The organism is Synechococcus sp. LTW-G (genome assembly GCF_054459035.1).
The window spans coordinates 428,285-449,594 of record NZ_JBTKYW010000001.1; the positions used below are offsets into that span (position 1 = coordinate 428,285).

The window sequence follows — 21,310 nt, forward strand, 5'->3', positions numbered from 1 at the left end:
GCTGGCAGGATGCGGGTGAGACGTGCGGCATGCGCCATGGGCTGGGAGCTGCTGCCTCTGTTGCCTCTAGGCATCTTGGCCGGCTTGCTCTCAGGCCTGCTGGGAATTGGTGGAGGCCTGGTCTTCTCTCCCCTGCTGCTCTGGATTGGCCTGCCGCCCCATCAGGCCCTGGCCACCAGCACCCTGGCGATTGTTCCCACCACCATGGCGGGCAGCCTGACCCATTGGCGCAGCGGTCAGGTGCCCGCTCAAGCGGCCCTGGCGATCAGCGCTGGCGCCGCCTTTGGCGGGGGCCTCTTCAGCCGGCTCGGCCACAGCCTTGAGAGCTGGCAACTGCTGGCCTTGCAGGCGCTGATGTACGGGCTGCTGGCCCTGGTGATCGAGCCCAGGCGCACGGGCGGCAACAGCGCTTCAACCGTGCCGGTGCTGGGACTGATCGGCGTTGGCCTGGTGGCAGGCCTCTCCAGCGGCCTGCTGGGTGTCGGAGGCGGCCTGGTGATGGTGCCGCTGATGGTTCGCGGGCTGTGCCTTGGGGTCTACCAGGCGATCCGGCTGAGCACGATGGCGGTCTTCGCCTCCTCCTTGGTGGCCTCCTTCACCTTTTGGGGAGACGGCAGGGCCCAACTGCTGATCGGCCTGGTGCTGGGGGCGACGGCCGCCTCAGCCGCCCAGTGGTCCGCCGGGCACCTGCAGAAGGTGCCGGAACAGCGCCTGGTGGTACTGATCCGGCTGCTCTGCGTGCTGCTGGCCGTGGACGTCGGACGGCGGGCCGTTCTGCTCTGGCTCTAGCGCTCGTGGTCTTTCCAGAAGCTGCCGTCCAGCTCAAAGCCCAGCACGGCCGCCATCTGCTCCAGATTGCCGCGACAGTTCAAGCCATACCCCCTGGACCAGTGATCCAGCAGATAGAGGCGATGGGTCATCCAGAGCTCAAGGCTGTCTGGGGCGAAGCGAATCCCCTCGCTGCGGCTGAACTGATGGGGGAGCAGCATCGCCACGTGGCGGGTCAATTGGCCACTGCTGCGCTCCAGCAGCAGCGGTAGCCACGGGCAGAGGGCATCGGCGCGCAGGCTCCAGAGGCGCAGCTCCGTGATCTCCGAGAGCTCGCGCGGGTCCTCCGCGGAACGGGGCCAGTCGAACTGGAGCGTCAGGCTGCCGCTGGCCTGCAGCAGGTCCTTGGGGTCCAAGGCGAACCAAGGCTGCAGGGGCTCAAGGCTCTGGTCTTGAACCTGTTGCGCCGAGATCGACACCGTTCCATCAGGAGCCAGACCAGACACCAAAAGAACCCTGCAGAACTGTCGATCGACCGTAGCGAGCCCATCTCCTAGGGGTGTCGAGCTGTGACAGGCCGAGGCCCAGGCCCTAGCCAGCCCCACCATCTGCGTGAAAATGGATTGGTGTTTTTCTCAACGGTCATGTCCCTCACCCAGGCTGAAATTCTGATCGCCCTGGTGGTGGCCGCCCACGCTGGCGTGCTCGCAGTGCGTCTCGCCGCCAGCCTCTACCGCGCCTGATCCCTTGGCACGGGAGAGACAACCTGCTAGAAGCGGTGCGTCTCTCCCCACTCCTCCTCACCCTTGAGCCCCTCCCGATCTGCCCAGCTATCACAGCGGCGATCCGCAAATCGGAAACGGACTGCTCAAGATCCCAAAGCGGAACCCGCTCGAGGCCGTCGCCAGCACCGCAGTGACGCTAACTTGAGCGTTGTTGAGCCGGCACCCTCGCAGCAGATCAGGCCTTCAAGTCCGAGCCAGGAGTTGCTCTACGGCTCCATCGGTCTCTCCCTGAAGATCGGCCTCTCCCTGGTGGCCGTGGTCAGCTTGGTTCGACTGGCGGGGGCCTACCAGGAGCGCCTGGATCGTTACGGCGAGATCACCGCCGTTCTGGACATCCAAAAAGCAAAGCTGCTTAAAGCCCAGACCCGTTTTGATCGCCTGTTCAACGTTGGTGGTGAGCAGAAGCTGATCCAGGAGCAGGACCAGTGGATCGCCCCGAACCGCCTGCGGGTGGTCTGGAAGCAACTGCGCCCGGATTCCAATCAGCAACCGTCCAACGCAATCCAGACCCCCTGAGGCCTGTCTTTCCGTAAGTTGTTGCGGGCAGTTTTTGGGTCCATGACCGCTTCAAGCAACCTCACCAACGCAGGCGGACCCGCCGGAGCGGTCCTGGTGACCGGCACCACCTCAGGGGTTGGCCTGAATGCCGTCAAGGCCCTGACCGATCGGGGATGGACGGTGGTCACGGCAAACCGGGATCCGGTGCGCGCTGGAGCCGCCGCCGATTCCCTGGGCATCCCCAGCGACAAGCTCCACCACATCCGCATGGACCTCGGGGATCTCGAGAGTGTCCGTGTCGGCGTTGAGACCCTGGTCGACTCCCTTGGCTTTGGCCTCGATGCCCTGGTCGTCAATGCGGCGGTCTACAAACCCAGGCTCAAAGAACCCGAGCGCTCTCCCCAGGGCTATGAGCTCTCCATGGCCACCAACCACCTGGGCCACTTCCTCTTGATTCAACTGCTGCTGCCGCAGCTGCAGGCCTCGCAGCATCCCTCCAAGCGGGTCGTGATCCTCGGCACCGTCACAGCCAACTCGAAAGAACTGGGCGGCAAGATCCCCATCCCCGCTCCGGCGGACCTGGGCGACCTCAGCGGCTTCAAAGCGGGCTTCAAGGCACCCATCGCCATGGCCAACGGCAAGGCCTTCAAACCTGGTAAGGCCTACAAGGACAGCAAGCTCTGCAACATGATCACCACGCAGGAGCTGCATCGCCGCCTGCACCACTCCACGGGGATCGTCTTCAGCTCGCTGTACCCCGGCTGCGTCGCGGACACTCCCCTCTTCCGCAATACCCCGCGGGCCTTCCAGAAGATCTTCCCCTGGTTCCAAAAGAACGTCACCGGTGGCTACGTCAGCCAGGCCCTCGCCGGAGAGCGGGTGGCGCAGGTGGTCGCCGATCCAGGTTTTGGGACATCCGGGGTGCATTGGAGCTGGGGTAACCGCCAGAAGCAGGGCGGCCAGCAGTTCAGCCAAGAGCTCTCCGATAAGGCCAGCAATCCCGAAACGGCACAAGGGGTTTGGGATGAATCACTCAAGTTGGTCGGCTTGCGCTATTCCAACGGCTCACCTGCAGTAGGGATGACAAGCCCTCATCCCTGATGTATGCCTACGGCAAGCCTTGCAGGGTTGCCGATGGGAAGGCCTGTGATTCCACTGAACCCTCAGGATCAGCCGCGCTGGTTCCTGCTGGCGATGGCCTGCCGTTGGCCCCTGGCGGTTGTGCTGGCCACCTGGTCGGCGGCCATGGCGGCAATCCAGATCTTGGAGCAACCCATACCGATTGCCGTCAAGCGCCAACAGCCCTTCCCCGTGGTCCTCAAGGGGCCCATCCAAGTCGAGAAAATCCTGACCCCAGTCCAGGTCCAAGCCAACGGCGCCCTACCGGTTGCCGTCAGTGCCAAAGCAGCCCTTCCGGTCAAGGCCAACGACTCACTCCCGGTTGACGTTGGACGCATCGCCAAGCCGGTGACCGTTGAGAAAATTGTTGAACCCGTCGAGATCGTCAGCGATGAACCGCTGCTGGTCAATGGCGAAGTGGGGGTGAACCAGATCGGCGGCAATGTCACCGTCTCGATCAAGGACGCCCTCAAGGCCGTTTCACCGCTACCGCTCCCCCCCCTGCCCTGAGGCGCCGGCCATGATTCAACGCGTCCCCCTCCTCACATTGCTCTCGGGCAGCTTGATGCTCCTGATGGGCAGCGGCGGTATCCCCGCAGGACGGGCCGAAACAGCAACCAGCGCGGAGCAACAGGCACTGCTGGAGCGCCTGCGGCAGCGGCAAGCGCAAGAGCACGAACGCTGGCGTCGTTTCGGTGATGTGGAGGTGGATTGGACCAGCTGGAAGCCATTCGACAGTCACCCCTACATCTGGGTCACCCCCTGGCGACGCGCCGTCACCCGCCCCACGGCCATTGGCGGCCTGAGCTGGCCCTCCACGCCAGAGAGCAATCCCAAGAGCAACGTGCCCGATCGGGCACTCGCGGTGAACTGCCGTGATCTGACCCTCAACCGCAAGCGGGCTGGTTCCAACTGGGGGGACTGGCGCGTTCCCGGCGCTGGAACTCCGGCGGAGCAACTCCTGCTGGATGCCTGCAGCAGCCTGAGCTCTTGAACCGCACAGCCCAGTCCTGCCTGCTCCTGCTGCTGGGTTTCCTCAGCGGACTGGCCGCAGCACAACTCCTCAACCAGCAGTCCCTGCAACCGCTGCTCTGGCCCGTTGTGGTCCTGGCCAGCGTGGCGCTGCTAGCTCAAGCGCTCTGGCTGATTGCCAGAAGCGGAATTCGGGTCGAGATCTTCACGCGGGCCCCCATTGATGTGGGAACCCGCGGAGGCAGCATCAAAGCCGAAGTGACGAAGGTTCGGCTCTAGGGCTCAGTCGAACCCGAGCAGGTCAAAGATCTCGCGATCCTTGAGCGGTTCAGCCTCCAGGGGCTTCACGCTCTCAAACATCGACTGAGCGAGGCGTAGATATTCGTTCTGGACGGCCTCCACTTCAGGAGTGGATTCCATCTCGAAGATCGTGCACTTCTTCAGGCGGGAGCGGCGGATCGCATCGAGATCGGGGAAGTGGGCCATGGTCTTCATGCCCACCCGGTCGTTAAAGCGATCGATCTGGTCGGTGTCGCGGCTGCGGTTGGCCACGACCCCACCGAGGCGCACCTTGTAGTTCTTGGCCTTGGCTTGAATGGCCGCAATGATCCGATTCATCGCAAAGATCGAATCGAAGTCATTCGCCGTGACAATCAGGCAGTAGTGGGCGTGCTGCAGAGGGGCCGCAAACCCACCACAAACCACGTCGCCGAGCACATCAAAGATCACCACATCGGTGTCTTCCAAGAGATGGTGCTCTTTCAGCAACTTGACCGTCTGTCCGGTGACATAGCCGCCGCAGCCGGTACCCGCCGGCGGACCGCCGGACTCGACGCATTGCACCCCATTGAAGCCATCAAAGACGAAGTCCTCTGGGCGCAACTCCTCAGTGTGAAAGTCCACCCCCTCGAGGATGTCGATCACCGTCGGGACCATTTGCTTGGTCAGGGTGAAGGTGCTGTCGTGCTTAGGGTCGCAGCCGATTTGCAGCACCCGTTTGCCGAGCTTGGAGAAGGCCGCAGAGAGGTTCGAGCTGGTGGTGCTTTTACCGATCCCACCTTTGCCGTAGACGGCAATGACCAACGCTCCCTCCTCGATTTGCATCGAGGAATCCTGATGAACCTGAACGCTGCCCTCACCATCGGGGCGCTTGAGCGTGGTGGTCATAAAACAAGGAAAACCAGGAACACAGGAACCCTGGTTTTAAAGCTCTTCTTCCATACAAGACCTGTTCCTGCCCCTTGACCTCTAGCCCCGTGCAAAGCGAAACAGTCCAGGTCAGAAATGAGGATTTAAACACTCATTCATAGGTAGCAATACTCATCCCACTGCAGCACTCAACGGCTGTAGTGGGCTTTCGCTTCATAGAGGGCTTCACTATCAATCACCGCCAGACCCTGATCACGGGCATAGGCCTCGGTATTTTTGCGGACCTTGCCGCGCACAAAGAAGGGAATCTTGGCCAGTTCCGCCTCGCCATCGGCACTCCAGGACAACTGCGCCCCATCCACTGAGGGCAGCGTGACCTCCTCGGCAGGTGCGACGGGCGAGGCCGGTGCACCATCCCCCAGGTGACTGCGGTGACCATCCACGAACTCAAAGTCATGGCGGAACATGCCGATCAGGTGCTCCTCCAGACCCATCATCAAGGGGTGCACCCAGCTGTCAAAGATGACGTTGGCCCCCTCCCAGCCCATCTGGGGGGCATAGCGGGCGGGGACGTCCTGAACGTGCAAGGGGGCGCTGATCACAGCGCAGGGAATGCCCAGGCGCTTAGCGCTGTGGCGCTCCATCTGGGTGCCGAGCACCAACTCCGGCGCTGCCGCGGCCATGGCCGCCTCAACGGCGAGGTAGTCATCGCTGATCAGGGCCTCCAGCCCCAACTCCGCCGCCAACGCCCGGACCTCCCGGGCCATCTCACGGCTGTAGGTGCCCAGGCCCACCACCTCAAAGCCCAGTTCACGGCTGGCGATCTTTGCCGCCGCCAGGGCGTGGGTGCCATCGGCAAACACAAAGACCCGCTTCCCCGTCAGATAAGTGGAATCCACCGAACGGGAATACCAAGGAAGCCGCGAGCGGCGCTCGGCAGGACAGAGGCCATCGGCGCCGGGCTGCAGGTCCTGGGGCAGCTCCAGGCCGAGGACGCCATGCAGTTCCCGCAGGAATTCCACCGTGGCGCCAATGCCGATTGGAATCGTTTTGACCGTGGGCAAGCCGAACTGGCGCTCCAGCCAGCTGCAGACCGCTCCGGAGACCTCGGGGTAGAGGTTGAGGTTGGCGTCAGCCGTCGGGAGTCGCAGCAGGTCAGCCGGCCGGGCGCCGAGGGGGGCGACAACGGCCACATCAATGCCGTAACTCGCCAGCAGCTGGGTCAACTCCCGCACGTCATCGCGGCAGCGGAAACCCAAGAGGGATGGACCCAGCAGGTTCACCCGCGGCCGGCGGTTTTCAGCGCGCCAACGGGTGGGATCGAGCTTGGGCTGACCGGGCGCTGGAAGCTGCGGTTTGAGCAGGCTGCGGACCAATTGGTAGAAGGTCTCAGCCGCCCCCCAGTTTTCTTTTTTGGAATAGGCCGGCAGGTCCAGATTGACCATCGGGATCCCACCCAGATCCATGCCCGCCGCCAGGGCCCCTGGCTGGTCCTGGATCAGCTCCGCCGTGCAGCTCTCGCCCACGAGCAGTGCCTCAGGCTGAAAGCGCTCGACCGCATCGGCAATGGAGCGCTTCACCAGTTCGGCGGTGTCACCACCTAGATCCCGGGCCTGGAAGGTGGTGTAGGTGACAGGGGGTCGGCGATCCCGCCGTTCAATCATCGTGAACAGCAGGTCGGCGTAGGTGTCGCCCTGCGGCGCATGCAGGACGTAGTGCACCCCCTTCATCGAGGCAGCGATGCGCATGGCCCCAACGTGTGGGGGGCCTTCGTAGGTCCAGAGCGTGAGTTCCATCGGTGGCGAATTAGGAGAACTGCAGCGCGCCGCGGCGACGCAGGGGACGGGCAAAGAGTTCAGCCAGATCTCCGGCCTGATCGATGCCATGAATCGGGCTAAAGACCAACTCGATGGACCACTTGGTGGCCATCCCCTCAGCCTCCAGGGGATTGGCCAAGCCCAAACCGCAGACCACCAGATCCGGACGCTCCTGGCGCACCCGTTGCAACTGGTTTTCGACGTGTTGCCCCTCGCTCAGCTGCGTGCCCTCGGGCAGGCGCGCGAGCTCTTCGGCCATCAACTGACGGTCGAGATAGGGGGTTCCCACCTCCACCAGCTCCATGCCGCACTCCCGCGCGAGAAAGCGCGCCAGGGCCGGCTCCAGCTGGGAATCGGGAAGGAGAAAGAGACGTTTGCCCGCCAATACCTCCCGGTGGGGAGCCAAGGCGCGCCGGCCGCGCTCCACCAGGGGATCCAGCACGGCATCAATCCGCTCCTGCGCGATTCCGCAGGCCCTGGCCGCCGCGGCCATCCAGTCCCGACTTCCTTCAACGCCAAAGGGATAGGGCGCTGACACCAACGTGGCTCCGCGGTCCACCAAGGCCCGAGCCGTACCGGAGAGGTAGGGCTGCGCCAGGAGCAACTGGGTCCCCGGGCCCACCGCGGGAAGCTCAGTGGAGCGCCGCGGCGGCAGGCTCACCACCCGCTCAATGCCGAGCTTCTGGAACAGTCCCACCAAACGGTCTTCGACCGCATCCGCCAGGGTCCCGGCGATCAACAACTGGGGCTGGTCCGTTTTGGGCATCAGGGGGACTAGCGCCTGCAGGGCGCTGTCCTCCCCCTGGGTGAAGGTGGTCTCAATGCCGCTGCCGGTGTAGTTGATCACCGTCACGCGCCCGGCGTGCTGCTGATTCAGCCGCTCGGAGGCCTTGGCCAGGTCGAGCTTGATCACCTCACTGGGGCAACTCCCCACCAGGAAGAGGGTGCGGATCTCGGGGCGGCGCTCCAGGAGTTGCGCGACGAGTCGATCCAACTCTTCGTTGGCATCGGCCAAACCCGCCAGGTCCCGCTCACCAAGGATGGCGGTGCCAAAGCGGGGTTCGGCAAAAATCATCACCCCAGCTGCGCTCTGGATCAGATGGGCGCAGGTGCGGGAGCCCACCACCAGGAAAAAGGCATCCGGCATGCGCCGATGCAACCAGACGATCGAGGTCAGGCCGCAAAAGACCTCCCGCTGGCCGCTTTCCTTGAGCGGTGGTGGTAAGGCCGTTGGAGCCACTGAGCTACTGACCATGACAGTCAGCCCCCTTTGGTGAGCGCTATCGCCCCGGGCTAGCTCCGGCTCAGGGGGTCAGGAAAGGTTTTGGGCACAAGCTGTCATTAACGGGGTGAGGGAAAGCGCACAAAGGCCATCCCTCAACTGGCTGGCAGGGCCCGCAGGGAATCCTCAGAGCCCATCACCACCAGCAGCTCGCCCTCGGCCAGGACATGGGAGGCCGGGGGGTTCACATGCAGCTCACCCGCCGGTCCTGCCGCCAGGACGTTGACGTTGTAGTGCTTACGCAGGTTGAGATCCCGCAGGGAATGGCCGATGAAGGCCGCTGGGACCTTGATTTCTTCGATGCTGCTGCGGTCGTCCAAGCGCAACTGCTCCAGGAGGTTCGGGCGCACCAGCTCCATCCCCAGCCGCTGACCCATCATTTTTGAGGGGAAGACCACGCGGTCAGCACCGACCCGCTTGAGCATCTTCATGTGGATGTCGCTCGTGGCCCGGGCGATCACCTGCTTCACCCGACTGCCTTCGGAGTCCTTGCAGATCAAGGTCGCGGTGACACTGGCCTCCAGCGGTTCACTCATGGCCACCACCACCGTCTCCATGTCCAGCACCCCGGCGGCCCGCAGGGCCTCTTCGTCGGTGCAGTCCACCACCCGCGCTTCGATGGCGGGATCGATCTGCCGCAGCTCATCGATGGCGCGCTGGTTGGAATCAATCGCCAACACCTCCGCCCCGGACTGCAGCAACTCCGAGCAGACCGAGGAGCCAAAACGTCCGACCCCGATGACGGCAAAGCTGCCGCGGCGCACCCCGGCTTCAGCGCTCCACTGCCACCACTGATTCACAGCCACTGATTCACAGCCCGGTGCTCGTCGTCCCTGTTCTAAGTGGTGAAGCCACTAGACATACAAATCCTCCTTGGGATAGCCCACCCGGCTCTGGGGCCGGGTGCCATAGAGCGCCGAGAGCAGCAACAGGATTCCCACCCGCCCCACGAACATCCCCACCATCAAGACCAGTTGGCCCCAGCGGTTGAGATGGGCCGTGACCCCCAGGTCCAGGCCAACCGTGCCAAAGGCGGACACGCAGGTGAAGAGCTTCTCCAGGAAACTGAAGGACTGCACCTGCTGCTGCCCCAGGGAATTCCCCAGGCCCAAGGTCAAGGCCATCAGCACCACAAACAGGGCCGAAGCCAAGGTGACCCCAACGGCCCGCAGCACCGTGGCATCGGGGATCTGCCGGCGGTGCAGCAGCACATGGCTGCGGCCCTGGAGGGTCGAGCGGGTCGCCCCCATCAGGATGGCGAAGGTCGTTGTCTTGACCCCACCACCGGTACCGCCAGGGCTGGCGCCAATGAACATCAACAGGATGATCAGCAGCAGCCCGGCGTCGGTGATCTGGTGGGCGGAGAGGGGAATCGTGTTGAAGCCGGCGGTGCGGGTGGTGATCGACTGAAAGAGGACGATCTGAAGGTCCTCAAGCCAGCCGTAGGGCTCCATCGCCGAGGCGCCGTAGCCGATGTGCTCGGTAATCAACAGACCCACCGCGCCGATCACGATCAACAGCGCCGTACTGCGAATGACCAGGCGGGTGTGCAGGCTCAGGCGACGCAGGCGACCCAACCGAAAGCGGTTGTTCCAGATGTCATTGGCCACCCGCCAACCAATGCCACCGATGACGATCATGAAGGCGATGACCCCAGTCACCACTGGGTTATCGCGATAGCTCTCCAGGCTGTTGGACCAGAGGCCAAATCCGGCGTTGTTGTAAGCGCTGATGGCATGGAACATCGCAGCCCAAAGCCGTCTGCCCGGGTCCTCGATGTCGGTAAAACCAAAGCTGTAGAGCACCACCGTGCCCAGGCCCATCACACACAGGGCCACCAGCAGGATGCTGTGGAAGGTGGGTCCGATGCCGCCAACCCCGAATTCATCAAGGGCACGGCCCTTGTCCAAACGATTGCGCAAGCCGGATCGGCCCTGCACAAACCCCTGCAGGAAGGTCGTGATCGCCATCAGGCCCAGGCCGCCGGTGATGATCAGGCCCGCGAGCACCACCTGGCCTGCGAAGGTCAGATCCTCTCCGATATCGATCACCGACAGACCGGTCACAGTGATCGCCGAAGTGGCCGTGAACAGGGCCTGCCACAAACCAACGTTGGAGTTGGAGCAGAGCGGCGTCGAGAGCAGCAGTGTCGCCAGAACGATCACCAGCAGGCCCGTCACCACGGTGAACTGCGGCACCGTGAGCTGATGACGCCAACGCTGTAGCGCCCGGACTGGATTGCTCGAAGACGGGTTCATCCCGCAAACCGTAGGTAAGGTCCGATCGATCTCGCAGCCTGCGCCAGTCGATGAATCCGATCGTTGTGCTGCTGGTGATGGCGGTGCTGATCCTGGTGGGCTCGGCTTTGGCCTCCAGTACGGAAGCCGCCATGCTGACGGTGAATCCGATTCAGGTCCACACCCTCAAGCAGCAAAAGGTGCCGGGATCACGAGCACTGGAGCGCATCAAGGCCAGGCCCGGGCGGGCCCTGGTGCTGCTGGTGGTGATCAACAACCTGTTCAACATCTCCGGTTCAATCCTGCTCGGTAGCCAGGCCAACCAGGTGTTCGAAAGCGTCGGGGGCCGCTGGGCCCTGCTGCTCTTCAACGTCGGGTTCACGGTGGCCGTGATCCTCTTTGCTGAAATCCTGCCCAAAACGATCGGCAACAGCTTCGCCATGCCGATCTCCTTGGTCTCGGCGCGCATTCTGCTGATGCTCGAGCGGCTGACCCTGCCGCTGCTGCTGGTGCTGGAGAAGCTGATGCCGGCCATCACCGCGACGAGTGAACTCACCACCAACGAACGTGAGATCCACCTGATGGCGCGCCTGGGCTCCCAGCAGGGCCAGATCGAAGCCGACGAGGCCGCGATGATCGGCAAGGTCTTTGCCCTCAACGACCTCACCGCCAGGGATCTGATGGTTTCACGGGTGGCGACCCCGTCCCTGTCAGGCGGCGCCAGCCTGGACTCGGTTCGCCAGGAGATCCTTGAGGCCGCCGATGACGCCTGGTGGGTTGTCCTGGGGGAAGAGGTGGATGAGGTGCTGGGGGTTCAAAGCCGCGAGCGAGCCATGGCTGAGCTGCTCAGCGGTGGGGGCTACCGCCTGATCAGCCAGCTCTGTGATGCGCCGCAATTCGTCCCCGAGATGATCCGTGCCGATCGGCTGCTCACCAGCTTCCGGCGCGGCGACCGCAGCTCCGTGCGGGTTGTTGTCGACGAGTTCGGGGCCTTCGTCGGCCTGGTCAGCGCCGCCGACATCCTTGGGGTGCTGGCCGGTTGGAAGCGGGTCCCCGAGGGCTAGGTATGGGCGCGGCCCTGCTGGCTGCGCTTGAGCAACCACCAGTAGATCCCGCCAAACAGCGCTGCGCTAAGGGATCCCACCAAGGTGGAGCCCAGCAACAGACGGCTGGAGATCGCCAGCCCGAGCTCCCAGATGCCCCCCTGCTGGATCGCCTCAAGGCTGGGCAAGGCAGGGCCAGGACCCAGCAACCAGCAGCCAACGCTGTAGTTGAACCAATAGAGGGGGATGTAGGTCAGGGGATTGCTAATCCAGGTACCCGCCGCAGCCAGGATGTGGTTCCCGCGCACCAGGCTGGCCAGGGCGATGCCCAGCAAGGTCTGCAGACCGAAGATCGGGAAGCAGCCCATGAACACCCCAGCCGCCAAGCCCCGGGCTTTCTGGCCGCGGCTGGCCTCGTGATGCCACAGCCAGAGCAACCACTGTTTGAGGCGCTTCATCCAACCCCGAGGGCCTTGCGAGCTCACGTTCTACAGGCCGAACCAGCGGCAGACCATCCAAGGAACGGCGATGGCCATGGCAATCGTCAAGGGGAAGCCATAGCGGGAGACATCCAAGAAGCGATAGCGACCCGGGCCATAGACCATCAGGTTGGTTTGGTAGCCAATCGGACTGAGAAAGCTCTGGCTGGCGCCGAAGAGCACCACATAAATCAAGGCCATCGGCGGTAGGCCAAGCCCCTGGGCCAACTGACCCGCGATGGGAATCAACATCGCCACCGTCGCCGCGTTGCTCATGACTTCGGTCAACGCGACGGTGAACAGGAACACCACGAGCATGGCGCCATAGACCGGCCAGCTGCTCAAGCCGAGCAACAGGGCCTGGGCCAGGGCAGAGGCCAGACCCGTTTTTTCCAGGGCAACGCTGAAGCTCGCCAGCGAGCCCAGGAGCACCAGTACATCCAGGCGCACCACCCGTTGCAGTTCACCGGCGCGAAGGCAACCGGTCACCACCATGGCCACCGTGCCCAGCAGCACGGACGCCACCAGGGGGATGACCTCAAAGCTGGGCAACAGCAGCACCAGGGCAGCAATCAGCAGCGCCACGCGCTTGCGGCTGACCGTGGGCAGGTCCTTCTCCAACTGCTCCAGGACCACCAGGTCGTTACTGGCCGCCAGGCCGCGGATGGCGTCCTTGGGCCCCTGCAGCAGCAGCACATCCCCCTCACGGAGTTGGGCGCGCCCGAGCCGTTCCCGCAGCACGGCGTTGCCGCGCCGCAGGGCCAACACCGTGGCGTTGTAGCGCTGCCGGAAACGCAGATCGCGCAGGCAGTCACCGGCGAGGGTGGAGCCGGAGGGCAACAGCACCTCCACCATCCGCTGGCTGTTGTCCTGCTCCAGGCTGAGCGGTTGCTCCGGCGTGGGGGCCAAGACCACTGTGTGGTCCTGCTGGAGGCGCAGCAGGTCCTCGCGGCTGCAGCGCAGCAGCAGACGATCCCCGAGCATCAAGGTGCGGTCGGCCAAGGGAGGCATAAAGCGCTCCGTGCCGCGGTGCAGCTCCAGAACGTCGAGGTCAAAGCGCCGTTGCAGCCGCGTGGCGTGAAGCGACTGGCCAATGAGCTCAGAACCCAATGGAATCTTGACCTCGGTCAGGTATCCACTGCTGGAGAGGTCAGCGATCAGGTCGTCGTCATCGCGGCCCCGATCCGGCAGAAAGCGATCGGCGAGCAGCACCATCAGCGACCCGCCCAGCAGCCAGACCCCCAGACCGATCGGGGTAAAGCTGAATAAGCCAAAGCTGCCGTAGCCCAGACGGCTACTGACCTCGCTGGCCAGCAGGTTCACCGAGCTGCCCAGCAGGGTGATCGTCCCCCCGAGCACCGTGGCAAAGGACAACGGGAGCAGCACCTTCGACGGGGAGATCCGGCGGCGTTTGCACCAGCCCTCCACCACCGGAAGCAGGCTGGCGACGATCGGGGTATTGGGGACGACCGCCGAAACGGGACCCACCACCGCCACCATCAAGGCAATCATTCGCTTCGGGCTGCGAATGGCGTCGGAGCCGATCAAGGCGCGCAGACGATCGAGTCCCCCGCTGCGGAACAGCCCAGCGGAGATGGCGAACAGACCAGCCAGGGTGATCAGGGCAGGGCTGCCAAAACCCTCCAGGGCTTCCCGCGGCTCGATCACGTGGAAACTGACCAGCAGGCCGGCGGCGAGCAACCCCGTGAGATCGGGCGCCAGCCAACCCGAGATGAAGAGGACCACGGAGCCCAGCAACACCACCAGCGTGATCAGGGCTCCGGGCTGCAGAGCGGCAGCAACAAGATCAGCCAAGGGAGGGGCGATCGGGCAAGGCCCTCAGCCTACAGCTCGAAAAACACGGCATGAGGATCGGGAATCACAGCACCGCGAGAGAAGTTCAGCCAGAGCTGAGTCTCCCAAAGGGAACTTGGCGACACCAATTCCCAAGTGCTTTACCGTGGAATCAACCCAAGCACCTCCGTTGCCCTTCAACGCCAAAACCAGCTACGGACTGCTCGCCCTGATCGAACTCGCTGGCATCCAGACCCAAGGAGGGCGGCTACAGGTCTCGGTCATCGCCCAGCGGCAGGGCATTCCCGAGCGCTACCTCGAGCAGATGATGACCAGCCTGCGCAAGGGGGGCCTGCTCACCAGCAGCCGTGGCCCCAAGGGGGGGTACCAACTGGCCCGACCCGCCGCAGACATCCGGCTGAGCGAGGCGCTCGACTGCCTCGAGGGCAGGTCCGATCCGGAGCCACCGGCTCAACAGAGCCTGGAGCAGCAGGTGCTGCACTCGCTTGGGACCCAACTGCAGGAACAGCGCCTGGCCCTCCTGGAGTCCACAACCCTCGCGGACCTTCTCGCCCAACGGGATGCACTGCTTCAGGCGCAAGCGATGTACTTCATCTAATGACGCTCAAGTTGGTGCGGGGCGCCCGGGGAACCCGATCAATCCAGGGCGAAAGACTCATCACCAGCAGTGGAACCACCACGAGGCCCAGCAGCAGCATCACGCCCAAAAAGTGACGCACCACCAGGGTGATGAGCGGCACCTGGACCGACTGGGGCAAGACCTGCCGGCAGTCCACGCAAACCAAGCGCGGAGGACGCTCCTCGGTTTTGGCGAGCAAGCGCGCACCGCAGCGGGGGCAGGGCAAAAGCGGCACCCTTGGGCCAGTCCATGCTGCCAGCCAAGGCCCTGAGGCAATAAAAAAGGCCCGCCGAAGCGGGCCCATTGAGCAGAGCTCAGAGGATCACTTCGCCGAAGCGAAATCGGGGTAAGCCTCCATGCCGTGCTCACCGATGTCGAGACCTTCGATCTCTTCCTGCTCAGTGACACGGATGCCGCCGAAGAGGCCGCCGATCACGGACCAAGCAATCCAGCAGGTGACCAGGGTCCAGATGGCGTAGGCCGCACAGCCCAGGGCCTGAATGCCGAGCTGGCTGAAGCCACCGCCATTGAAGAGGCCAAGGCCTGCAGAACCGACATCCATGCCATCAACGCCCCAGAGGCCGATGACGAGGGTGCCCCAGACGCCGCACACACCGTGGACGGAGAAGGCGCCGACGGGATCGTCAATGCCAGCGGCATCCAGTGCGGAGACTGCGAAGACAACGATGATGCCGCCAACGGCACCAGCGACCCAGGAGCCCACCAGGGTCATGTTGCCGCAACCGGCAGTGATGCTCACCAGACCGGCCAGGATGCCGTTGATGATCATCGTCAGGTCGGGCTTGCCCGAAGTCAGGGTGGAGACGATGGTGGCAGCGATGGCGCCACCGGCAGCCGCCAGGGTGGTGGTCACAGCCACGTAGGGCACGTACTGGTCCATCGCCAGCTCAGAGCCGGGGTTGAAGCCGTACCAGCCGATCCAGAGGATCAGGGCGCCCAGGGTTGCAATCGACATGTTGTGGCCGGGGATGGCCTGGGGCTTACCGCCCACGAACTTGCCGATGCGGGGGCCAAGCAGCATGGCGCCCACCAGGCCGGCCCAAGCACCCACGGAGTGGACGATCGAGGAGCCAGCGAAATCAATGAAACCCAGCTCGCTCAGCCAGCCGCCATTCCACTGCCAGGAACCGGAGACCGGGTAAATAACAGCAGTCAGAACCAGCGCGAAGATCACGAACTCGCCGAACTTGACGCGCTCAGCCACGAGACCGGAAACGATCGTGGCGGCGGTGCCGGCGAAGGCAGCCTGGAACAGGAAGTCGACGGTGGGAACCAAGGCTCCCTCGGTCACCATCTCAGCGGTGACGGTGGGGTCAAAGAAGAGGCCGTTGAAATAAAGCCAGCCATCCACCAGGGATCCGCCGTACATCAGCGAATAACCGATGAACCAGTAGGCGGTCACCGCGAGGGCGAACACGAACAAGTTCTTGGCAAGGATGTTGACGGCGTTCTTCTGGCGACACATCCCGGCTTCGACCATGGCGAAACCGGCGTTCATGAAGATCACCAGGATCGTGGCCACCAGGAGCCACATGTTGTTGGCCAGGAACGCTGCGTTGAGCTCGGGGAGCTCAGCGGCGCGGGCCGAAAGGTTGAACACGCCCAGGCCGAAAAGAGCCAGAGGCACACAAGCCAGCCAGGTCAGCGAACGGCCGGAGGACAGTCCTCGCACCTTGCGGAGCAGAAGCTGAGGAGCCTCCAGCAAGCTCGCTTCCTGCAGGCTCTTCGACCGAGGCCGAGAGACAGGAGAAGCAACAGTCATCAAAAAGCAGTCGCTGGGTGGATGACGGATTACCGCCATTAGGTGCCAATGTTCCGCATCACAGACCACCGTCAAGGTTGCATTCGCTACCAATTCGCAAGTCCATCAGGAATTGCGCTAAGGCAGCAGAAGGAAAGTGAAGAAAAAACGTTCAACGGGCCACAGTGACTATTACAAAAAAGACAAAAAAGAGGCTTTTGTTCACTCTGAACATTCTTCATCCGCTAGAAATGCTGCAGAAGGACAAAACGTTGAGTGAGCCCCCTTTGGGCCTGGCTCCACCGGAAGTAGCCCACCGCGAGGCGAAGCAACGCTCCTTCCCACGAAGCGGACAACCAGCCAACCCTTCGAGGCCCGATGACCACCATGAGCAAACTCCAGTACCGCGGCGTCACCTACGACAACGCCAACCACGAACAGCCCACCAGCGCTCCCGTTGAGCACGCCTACCGCGGCCAACATTTCGAAGCGCCCCTCCGTCACGAAGCGGCTTCAGTCGACACCAGTGTCGATCTGCAGTACCGCGGGCATCACTACAACCACCGCCAGGCCGAGGCCGCTTCCCAGGTCAACCAAGGCTGATTCCGCCCCAAAACCAAGGCTTTTGGTTTTGGTTCGTATTGATACATCAGCGTCCAACGCCTCCCCCTCCAATAGGGGGAGGTTTTTTTGTGGGCCATGGACATCACCCTGACGTCCGTCGGAGAGAGCTACAACCTCAAGCACCGCACGGTGATGGGGATGCTCTGGCTCCAAACCCACTTCGCCGATGAAACCTGGGACTTGATCTGCTCAGGACAGGTCAATCTGAACCGCCAGAGCAGCGAAAGCCTCTACAACGACGCCACCGCCGCAGGGGTCAGCGTGTCCATGCTCCCGAGCGTTGTCTGCTCCTAACCAACGCTCTTGCGCTGTTGCATCCAGCGCAGTGAGGTCCAAGTCAGGAAGACCAACACCAGGGGCAGAGCCGCCACCAAGACGAACAAGCGGAATTCATCAATACCCGGAGCCGCCGTACTGCTGAGGATCTGCTCAACCAAATAGAGGCCGTAGGCGCCAAGCAAGAGCCACCCCTCAAGGCGATTGATCACGCCGCCACTCCAGAAAATCGGCAGGCAGGCCAAGGTCGTCAACACCATCACTGGGAAATCACGGCGCAACAATTCAGGGCTGACCAACAGTCCGTCCTGACCCGAGAGCAGGGCGCACAGACCCAGGATCAAGAGCTGGTTGAGCAGGTTGCTACCCACCACGTTGCCGATGGCCAGATCCGCCTTACCCCGGTAAGCCGCCACCAGGGACGTCACCAGTTCTGGCATCGAGGTGCCAGCCGAAACGATCGTCAGACCGATCACCGCCTCACTCACCCCGAGGGTCTGGGCCGCAGCGATGGCGCCTTTGATCAGAACCTGGGAGCCCACCACCAGCAACACCAGACCCAGGGCCAGCTTGAAAACGGCAACGGGTGTGGTGGAGGCCCCTTCCGCATCAATGTCATCAAGACCGTCCTCGTGGTCTTCCCGCGCTGAGCGCACCTCCCAAACCAGGGTGATCACCAGGGCTGTCAACAGAGCCAGACCCGCAACCCAGGAGAAGCTCCCGGATGAGGCCATCGCCCAGGTGGCCATCGACACGGCGATCAGCAACGGCACATCCCGCCGCACCAGGCGACTACGAACGCGTAGGGAGGTAATCGCCGCGCTGGCGCCCAACACCACCATCACGTTGAAGATGTTGGAGCCCAGAACGTTGCTGACGGCAATCGAGTCCCCGCCGGAATTTCCCTGCAAGGTCGAGAGCAAGCTCACAAACAGCTCAGGGGCGCTCGTGCCAAAGGCCACAACCGTCAGGCCAATGACGATCTGAGGAATGCCCAGCAACAAAGACAGGGCAACCGCGCCAGCGACAAACAGCTCGCCCCCGCCAAAGAGGAGCAAGATGCCCGCGACGATCTCCAGGAAGGTGAGGGCGTCAGGCATGGCCAGCAGCGGACTGGCCCAATTGTGCACAGAACAGCCGAAATGTCTTCAGGCCGTTACCCCGGCACCACCGGAGCCGCGGGCGGTGGGGCGACCGCTGGAGCAGGGGTGATGCCGGCCGGCTCAGCTTTCTCTGGAACCACCTCTTGGGGTTCTTCCACGGGGGTGGGTTCGGGGTTGGGTTCGGTCTCAGGGCCGATCACGTCAATGGAGACTCGCTGGACCAAAAGGCGGTAGCGGAACTTTTGCGTCTTGTTGATGAAGTCCTGAACAGCCGCAACCTGTTTCGGGGTGGGCAGGTTGGGGCGACTCACCCGCACCGCCGCCTTGATCAAGGGGGGGTTTTGCGTCCAATCGATCTTGACGTCCGTGAGTTCCGAATCCCGCCCCAAGGTGATGGTGCGTTGGCGCAGGCTCTCGGTGATGGCCCGCTCCACCTCCTCGAGGGCCTGACGCTGTTGGGCTTGTCCCAGCAGCGTCACAAAGCCACCGGTCAGCGGAATCAGCAGCAGTCCCGTCAGGAGCAGGCTCACCAGACCCATCTGGCTGCGGAAGAGCTGCTGGCGCAGGCTTGCCTGGGTAGCCACCAAGGTGAGCAATCCCCCCGAAAGAATGCCCAGCAGGTTGGCGGCAAACAGCAGGGCTGCTCCCCTGGCTGGTTCCCACTGCTGAAGCGACAGCAACAGGCCCAGGACACAGACCGGAGGCACCAAGGCCACCGCAATCGCCGTGCCTGCAACGGATGACACCGCCTCCGGCTTAAGGCGGCCATAGGTCGCGATCGACCCCGCCACCAAAGCAATGCCCAAATCCAGCAGGTTCGGCGTGGTGCGCCCCAGGACCTCATCGCCCAGGACCGGCAGGTTGGCCACCCAACCCAGGGCCGCTGAGGTCAGCACCGTGATGCCGACGCCCACGGCCAGGGTCAGCAACGCACGGCCCACCAGGGCCAGTCGTCCCTCCAGGATCGCGAAGGAGGCACTGCGCAGGGGCAGGATCCAGGGGGCAATCAACATCGCGCCGATCACCACCGCAGCGCTGTCCGCCAACAGTCCCAGGGTGGCGATCAGGCTCGCCGCAACCGTGAGCACCACATAGGACTGATCCAGGCGGGCTTCCCGCTCAAAGCTGGCCTCCAGGAACGCCAGGGGTGTGGGCTCGCCCATGGCTCGCGCAAAGTCCTGGGCTCAGGATGACCGATTCGCTAACGCCCTGCCGGCAAAGCCCCAATCGATTCCGCTCAGACGTAGCGTTTTGGCCCCATTGGCAGCGGTCATGACCCCGGCGTCGACGTCCCAACGTGCGTCAAGTTTTCGCCTGCTGAATCAGATCAGCACCAACAACATCAAGGGAGATCTCTTTGGCGGCGTCACCGCCGCAGTGATAGCCCTACCCATGGCCCTGGCCTTCGGCGTCGCCTCAGGGGCAGGGGCGGCGGCCGGCCTCTGGGGTGCGGTGTTGGTGGGCCTGTTCGCGGCCCTCTTTGGCGGAACCCCCAGCCTGATCTCCGAACCCACCGGTCCCATGACCGTGGTGATGACGGCCGTGATCGCGAGCTTGACGGCCCGCAATCCCGAGCACGGGCTCGCCATGGCCTTCACCGTGGTGATGCTGGCGGGCGTCTTCCAGATCGCCTTCGGTTTGCTGCGGCTCGGTCGCTACGTCACCCAGATGCCCTACACGGTCATCTCGGGCTTCATGAGCGGGATCGGTCTGATCCTGATCATCCTGCAGCTGGGACCCTTCCTCGGTCAGGCCAGCCCGAAGGGCGGCGTCATGGGAACCCTCAGCAACCTGCCCCAGCTGCTCGCCAACGCACGGCCCACCGAGATCACCCTGGCCGTGGTGACGATGGCCATCCTCTGGTTGACCCCAGCGGCCGTCAAAAAAGTGGCCCCACCCCAGCTGATTGCCCTGGTGGTGGGGACGCTGCTCTCGATCACCGTCCTGGGCGGCGGTGGAGGCGAGGAGATTCGCCGCATCGGCGAGATCGCTTCCGGCTTCCCCGCTCTGCAGATTCCCCACTTTGAGCTGGGCGAATTGCAGTTGATGTTTGTCGACGCAGCCGTGCTGGGCATGCTGGGCTGCATCGATGCCCTGTTGACCTCGGTGGTGGCCGACAGCATCACCCGCACCGAGCACAACTCCAATAAAGAACTCATCGGTCAGGGCCTCGGGAACCTCGCCTCCGGCCTCTTCGGTGGCCTACCCGGCGCCGGCGCCACCATGGGCACCGTGGTCAACATTCAGAGCGGCGGCCGCAGTGCCCTCTCTGGCATCAGCCGGGCCCTGATCCTGATGGTGGTGATCCTCGCCCTCACCGGCGTCGCCGCCCAGATCCCCCAGGCCGTCCTCGCCGGCATCGCCCTGAAGGTCGGTGTCGACATCGTCGACTGGGGCTTCATCAGGCGCGCTCACCGCATCTCGATCAGCGGCGCACTGATCATGTATTTGGTGATCGCCCTCACGGTCCTCGTGGATCTGATCGCCGCCGTGGGCGTGGGCGTCTTCATCGCCAACATCCTCACGATCGACAAGATGAGCGCCCTACAGAGCAAGAGCGTCAAGTCGATCAGCACCGGTGACGGCGACCTCGAGATCAGTGATGAAGAGCGTCAACTCCTCGACGCCGCCCGCGGTCAGGTCCTGCTGTTCCAACTCAACGGGGCGATGATCTTCGGCGTCGCCAAGGCGATCGGCCGCGAGCACAACGCCATTGGTGACTGCCGCGCCGTCGTCTTTGACCTAACTGAGGTCTCTCACCTCGGCGTCACCGCGGCCCTCGCGGTGGAGAACGCCGTGGAGGAAGCGATCGAGAAGGGCCGCGAGGTCTTTGTGGTCGGAGCGAGCGGAACCACCAAGCGCCGCCTCGAGAAGCTGGGGCTCTACAAGAAACTCCCCGCGGAGCGCACCGGCCTGGACCGTCGCCTAGCTCTGCAACAGGCCGTCAGCGCCATCACCTGAT

At 63.6% G+C, this 21,310-nt stretch carries 24 protein-coding genes and 1 riboswitch; of the genes, 12 read left to right on the top strand and 12 right to left on the bottom strand.

The features are described 5' to 3' along the window. Window positions 1–36: 36 nt before the first annotated feature. Complete coding sequence (locus tag ACXIQ9_RS02285; protein WP_459015365.1) at window positions 37–789, top strand: sulfite exporter TauE/SafE family protein; 753 nt, start codon at window positions 37–39, stop codon at window positions 787–789. Here the strand turns inward: ACXIQ9_RS02285 and ACXIQ9_RS02290 are convergent. Continuing rightward, window positions 786–1,247 carry a CRR6 family NdhI maturation factor gene (locus tag ACXIQ9_RS02290; RefSeq protein WP_296418557.1) on the bottom strand — a complete coding sequence of 154 codons (462 nt, stop codon included), beginning with the start codon at window positions 1,245–1,247 and terminating at the stop codon, window positions 786–788. The genes ACXIQ9_RS02285 and ACXIQ9_RS02290 overlap by 4 nt on opposite strands. Window positions 1,248–1,412: 165 nt before the next feature. On the opposite strand from ACXIQ9_RS02290, the gene psaM reads away from it, so the two are divergent. The 6 genes from psaM to ACXIQ9_RS02320 all read left to right on the top strand — a co-directional run bounded on the left by psaM (window position 1,413) and on the right by ACXIQ9_RS02320 (window position 4,421). Then, window positions 1,413–1,511, top strand: a complete 99-nt coding sequence (gene psaM, locus ACXIQ9_RS02295; protein ID WP_010316586.1) for a photosystem I reaction center subunit XII — start codon at window positions 1,413–1,415, stop codon at window positions 1,509–1,511. A 183-nt stretch (window positions 1,512–1,694) separates the two neighbouring features. Then, a complete protein-coding gene (locus ACXIQ9_RS02300; RefSeq protein ID WP_247477858.1) occupies window positions 1,695–2,069 on the top strand; it encodes a hypothetical protein in 375 nt (124 codons plus the stop codon). 42 nt (window positions 2,070–2,111) lie between these two features. Further along, on the top strand, window positions 2,112–3,152 hold the full coding sequence (locus ACXIQ9_RS02305) for a protochlorophyllide reductase (RefSeq protein ID WP_459015368.1): 1,041 nt from the start codon (window positions 2,112–2,114) through the stop codon (window positions 3,150–3,152). A gap of 33 nt (window positions 3,153–3,185) precedes the next feature. Further along, complete coding sequence (locus ACXIQ9_RS02310; protein ID WP_459015370.1) at window positions 3,186–3,680, top strand: hypothetical protein; 495 nt, start codon at window positions 3,186–3,188, stop codon at window positions 3,678–3,680. Between the two features lie 10 nt (window positions 3,681–3,690). Next, entirely contained in the window at window positions 3,691–4,164 is a 474-nt protein-coding gene (locus ACXIQ9_RS02315; RefSeq protein WP_459015372.1) for a hypothetical protein, read from the top strand. Beyond that, on the top strand, window positions 4,161–4,421 hold the full coding sequence (locus ACXIQ9_RS02320; RefSeq protein WP_459015374.1) for a hypothetical protein: 261 nt from the start codon (window positions 4,161–4,163) through the stop codon (window positions 4,419–4,421). Before ACXIQ9_RS02315 ends, ACXIQ9_RS02320 begins: the two co-directional genes overlap by 4 nt. A 3-nt stretch (window positions 4,422–4,424) precedes the next feature. Here ACXIQ9_RS02320 and bchL read toward each other — a convergent pair whose 3' ends face one another. The 5 genes from bchL to ACXIQ9_RS02345 all read right to left on the bottom strand — a co-directional run bounded on the left by bchL (window position 4,425) and on the right by ACXIQ9_RS02345 (window position 10,648). Then, window positions 4,425–5,309: a ferredoxin:protochlorophyllide reductase (ATP-dependent) iron-sulfur ATP-binding protein gene (gene bchL / locus ACXIQ9_RS02325; protein WP_296421318.1), complete on the bottom strand. Its 885-nt coding sequence runs from the start codon at window positions 5,307–5,309 to the stop codon at window positions 4,425–4,427. 170 nt (window positions 5,310–5,479) lie between these two features. Next, complete coding sequence (locus ACXIQ9_RS02330; protein ID WP_459015376.1) at window positions 5,480–7,087, bottom strand: ferredoxin:protochlorophyllide reductase (ATP-dependent) subunit B; 1,608 nt, start codon at window positions 7,085–7,087, stop codon at window positions 5,480–5,482. Between the two features lie 10 nt (window positions 7,088–7,097). Beyond that, entirely contained in the window at window positions 7,098–8,363 is a 1,266-nt protein-coding gene (locus tag ACXIQ9_RS02335; RefSeq protein WP_424162973.1) for a ferredoxin:protochlorophyllide reductase (ATP-dependent) subunit N, read from the bottom strand. A 122-nt stretch (window positions 8,364–8,485) separates the two neighbouring features. After that, window positions 8,486–9,190: a potassium channel family protein gene (locus tag ACXIQ9_RS02340; RefSeq protein ID WP_010316572.1), complete on the bottom strand. Its 705-nt coding sequence runs from the start codon at window positions 9,188–9,190 to the stop codon at window positions 8,486–8,488. A gap of 54 nt (window positions 9,191–9,244) precedes the next feature. After that, window positions 9,245–10,648, bottom strand: a complete 1,404-nt coding sequence (locus tag ACXIQ9_RS02345; RefSeq protein ID WP_029626252.1) for a TrkH family potassium uptake protein — start codon at window positions 10,646–10,648, stop codon at window positions 9,245–9,247. A gap of 50 nt (window positions 10,649–10,698) precedes the next feature. Here ACXIQ9_RS02345 and ACXIQ9_RS02350 point away from each other — a divergent pair, with 50 nt between their 5' ends. After that, window positions 10,699–11,691: a CNNM domain-containing protein gene (locus ACXIQ9_RS02350; protein ID WP_247477824.1), complete on the top strand. Its 993-nt coding sequence runs from the start codon at window positions 10,699–10,701 to the stop codon at window positions 11,689–11,691. On the opposite strand, the gene ACXIQ9_RS02355 is transcribed toward ACXIQ9_RS02350, so the two are convergent. Both ACXIQ9_RS02355 and ACXIQ9_RS02360 read right to left on the bottom strand, forming a co-directional pair. Beyond that, entirely contained in the window at window positions 11,688–12,128 is a 441-nt protein-coding gene (locus tag ACXIQ9_RS02355; protein ID WP_459015379.1) for a DUF2062 domain-containing protein, read from the bottom strand. The two genes, ACXIQ9_RS02350 and ACXIQ9_RS02355, sit on opposite strands and share 4 nt — an antisense overlap. Before the next feature lie 30 nt (window positions 12,129–12,158). Further along, on the bottom strand, window positions 12,159–13,964 hold the full coding sequence (locus tag ACXIQ9_RS02360; RefSeq protein ID WP_296415886.1) for an SLC13 family permease: 1,806 nt from the start codon (window positions 13,962–13,964) through the stop codon (window positions 12,159–12,161). Window positions 13,965–14,133: 169 nt separating this feature from the next. Here ACXIQ9_RS02360 and ACXIQ9_RS02365 point away from each other — a divergent pair, with 169 nt between their 5' ends. Further along, window positions 14,134–14,562 carry an RrF2 family transcriptional regulator gene (locus tag ACXIQ9_RS02365; RefSeq protein ID WP_459015382.1) on the top strand — a complete coding sequence of 143 codons (429 nt, stop codon included), beginning with the start codon at window positions 14,134–14,136 and terminating at the stop codon, window positions 14,560–14,562. Here the strand turns inward: ACXIQ9_RS02365 and ACXIQ9_RS02370 are convergent. Both ACXIQ9_RS02370 and ACXIQ9_RS02375 read right to left on the bottom strand, forming a co-directional pair. After that, window positions 14,555–14,818, bottom strand: a complete 264-nt coding sequence (locus ACXIQ9_RS02370; RefSeq protein ID WP_459015384.1) for a hypothetical protein — start codon at window positions 14,816–14,818, stop codon at window positions 14,555–14,557. The genes ACXIQ9_RS02365 and ACXIQ9_RS02370 overlap by 8 nt on opposite strands. 87 nt (window positions 14,819–14,905) lie before the next feature. Continuing rightward, window positions 14,906–16,366, bottom strand: a complete 1,461-nt coding sequence (locus ACXIQ9_RS02375; RefSeq protein ID WP_459015386.1) for an ammonium transporter — start codon at window positions 16,364–16,366, stop codon at window positions 14,906–14,908. A 247-nt stretch (window positions 16,367–16,613) separates the two neighbouring features. Next, a riboswitch (Glutamine riboswitch) is annotated at window positions 16,614–16,683 on the top strand. A 40-nt stretch (window positions 16,684–16,723) separates the two neighbouring features. Here ACXIQ9_RS02375 and ACXIQ9_RS02380 point away from each other — a divergent pair. Both ACXIQ9_RS02380 and ACXIQ9_RS02385 read left to right on the top strand, forming a co-directional pair. After that, a complete protein-coding gene (locus tag ACXIQ9_RS02380) occupies window positions 16,724–16,948 on the top strand; it encodes a DUF4278 domain-containing protein (protein WP_459015388.1) in 225 nt (74 codons plus the stop codon). 96 nt (window positions 16,949–17,044) lie between these two features. Next, complete coding sequence (locus ACXIQ9_RS02385) at window positions 17,045–17,263, top strand: hypothetical protein (protein WP_247477794.1); 219 nt, start codon at window positions 17,045–17,047, stop codon at window positions 17,261–17,263. Here ACXIQ9_RS02385 and ACXIQ9_RS02390 read toward each other — a convergent pair. Then, window positions 17,260–18,345: a calcium/sodium antiporter gene (locus tag ACXIQ9_RS02390; RefSeq protein WP_459015390.1), complete on the bottom strand. Its 1,086-nt coding sequence runs from the start codon at window positions 18,343–18,345 to the stop codon at window positions 17,260–17,262. The two genes, ACXIQ9_RS02385 and ACXIQ9_RS02390, sit on opposite strands and share 4 nt — an antisense overlap. 56 nt (window positions 18,346–18,401) lie before the next feature. Continuing rightward, window positions 18,402–19,511, bottom strand: a complete 1,110-nt coding sequence (locus ACXIQ9_RS02395; RefSeq protein ID WP_459015392.1) for a DUF389 domain-containing protein — start codon at window positions 19,509–19,511, stop codon at window positions 18,402–18,404. A gap of 109 nt (window positions 19,512–19,620) precedes the next feature. Between ACXIQ9_RS02395 and bicA the strand changes: the two genes are divergently transcribed. Further along, entirely contained in the window at window positions 19,621–21,309 is a 1,689-nt protein-coding gene (gene bicA / locus ACXIQ9_RS02400) for a bicarbonate transporter BicA (RefSeq protein WP_459015393.1), read from the top strand. Window position 21,310: the final 1 nt, after the last annotated feature.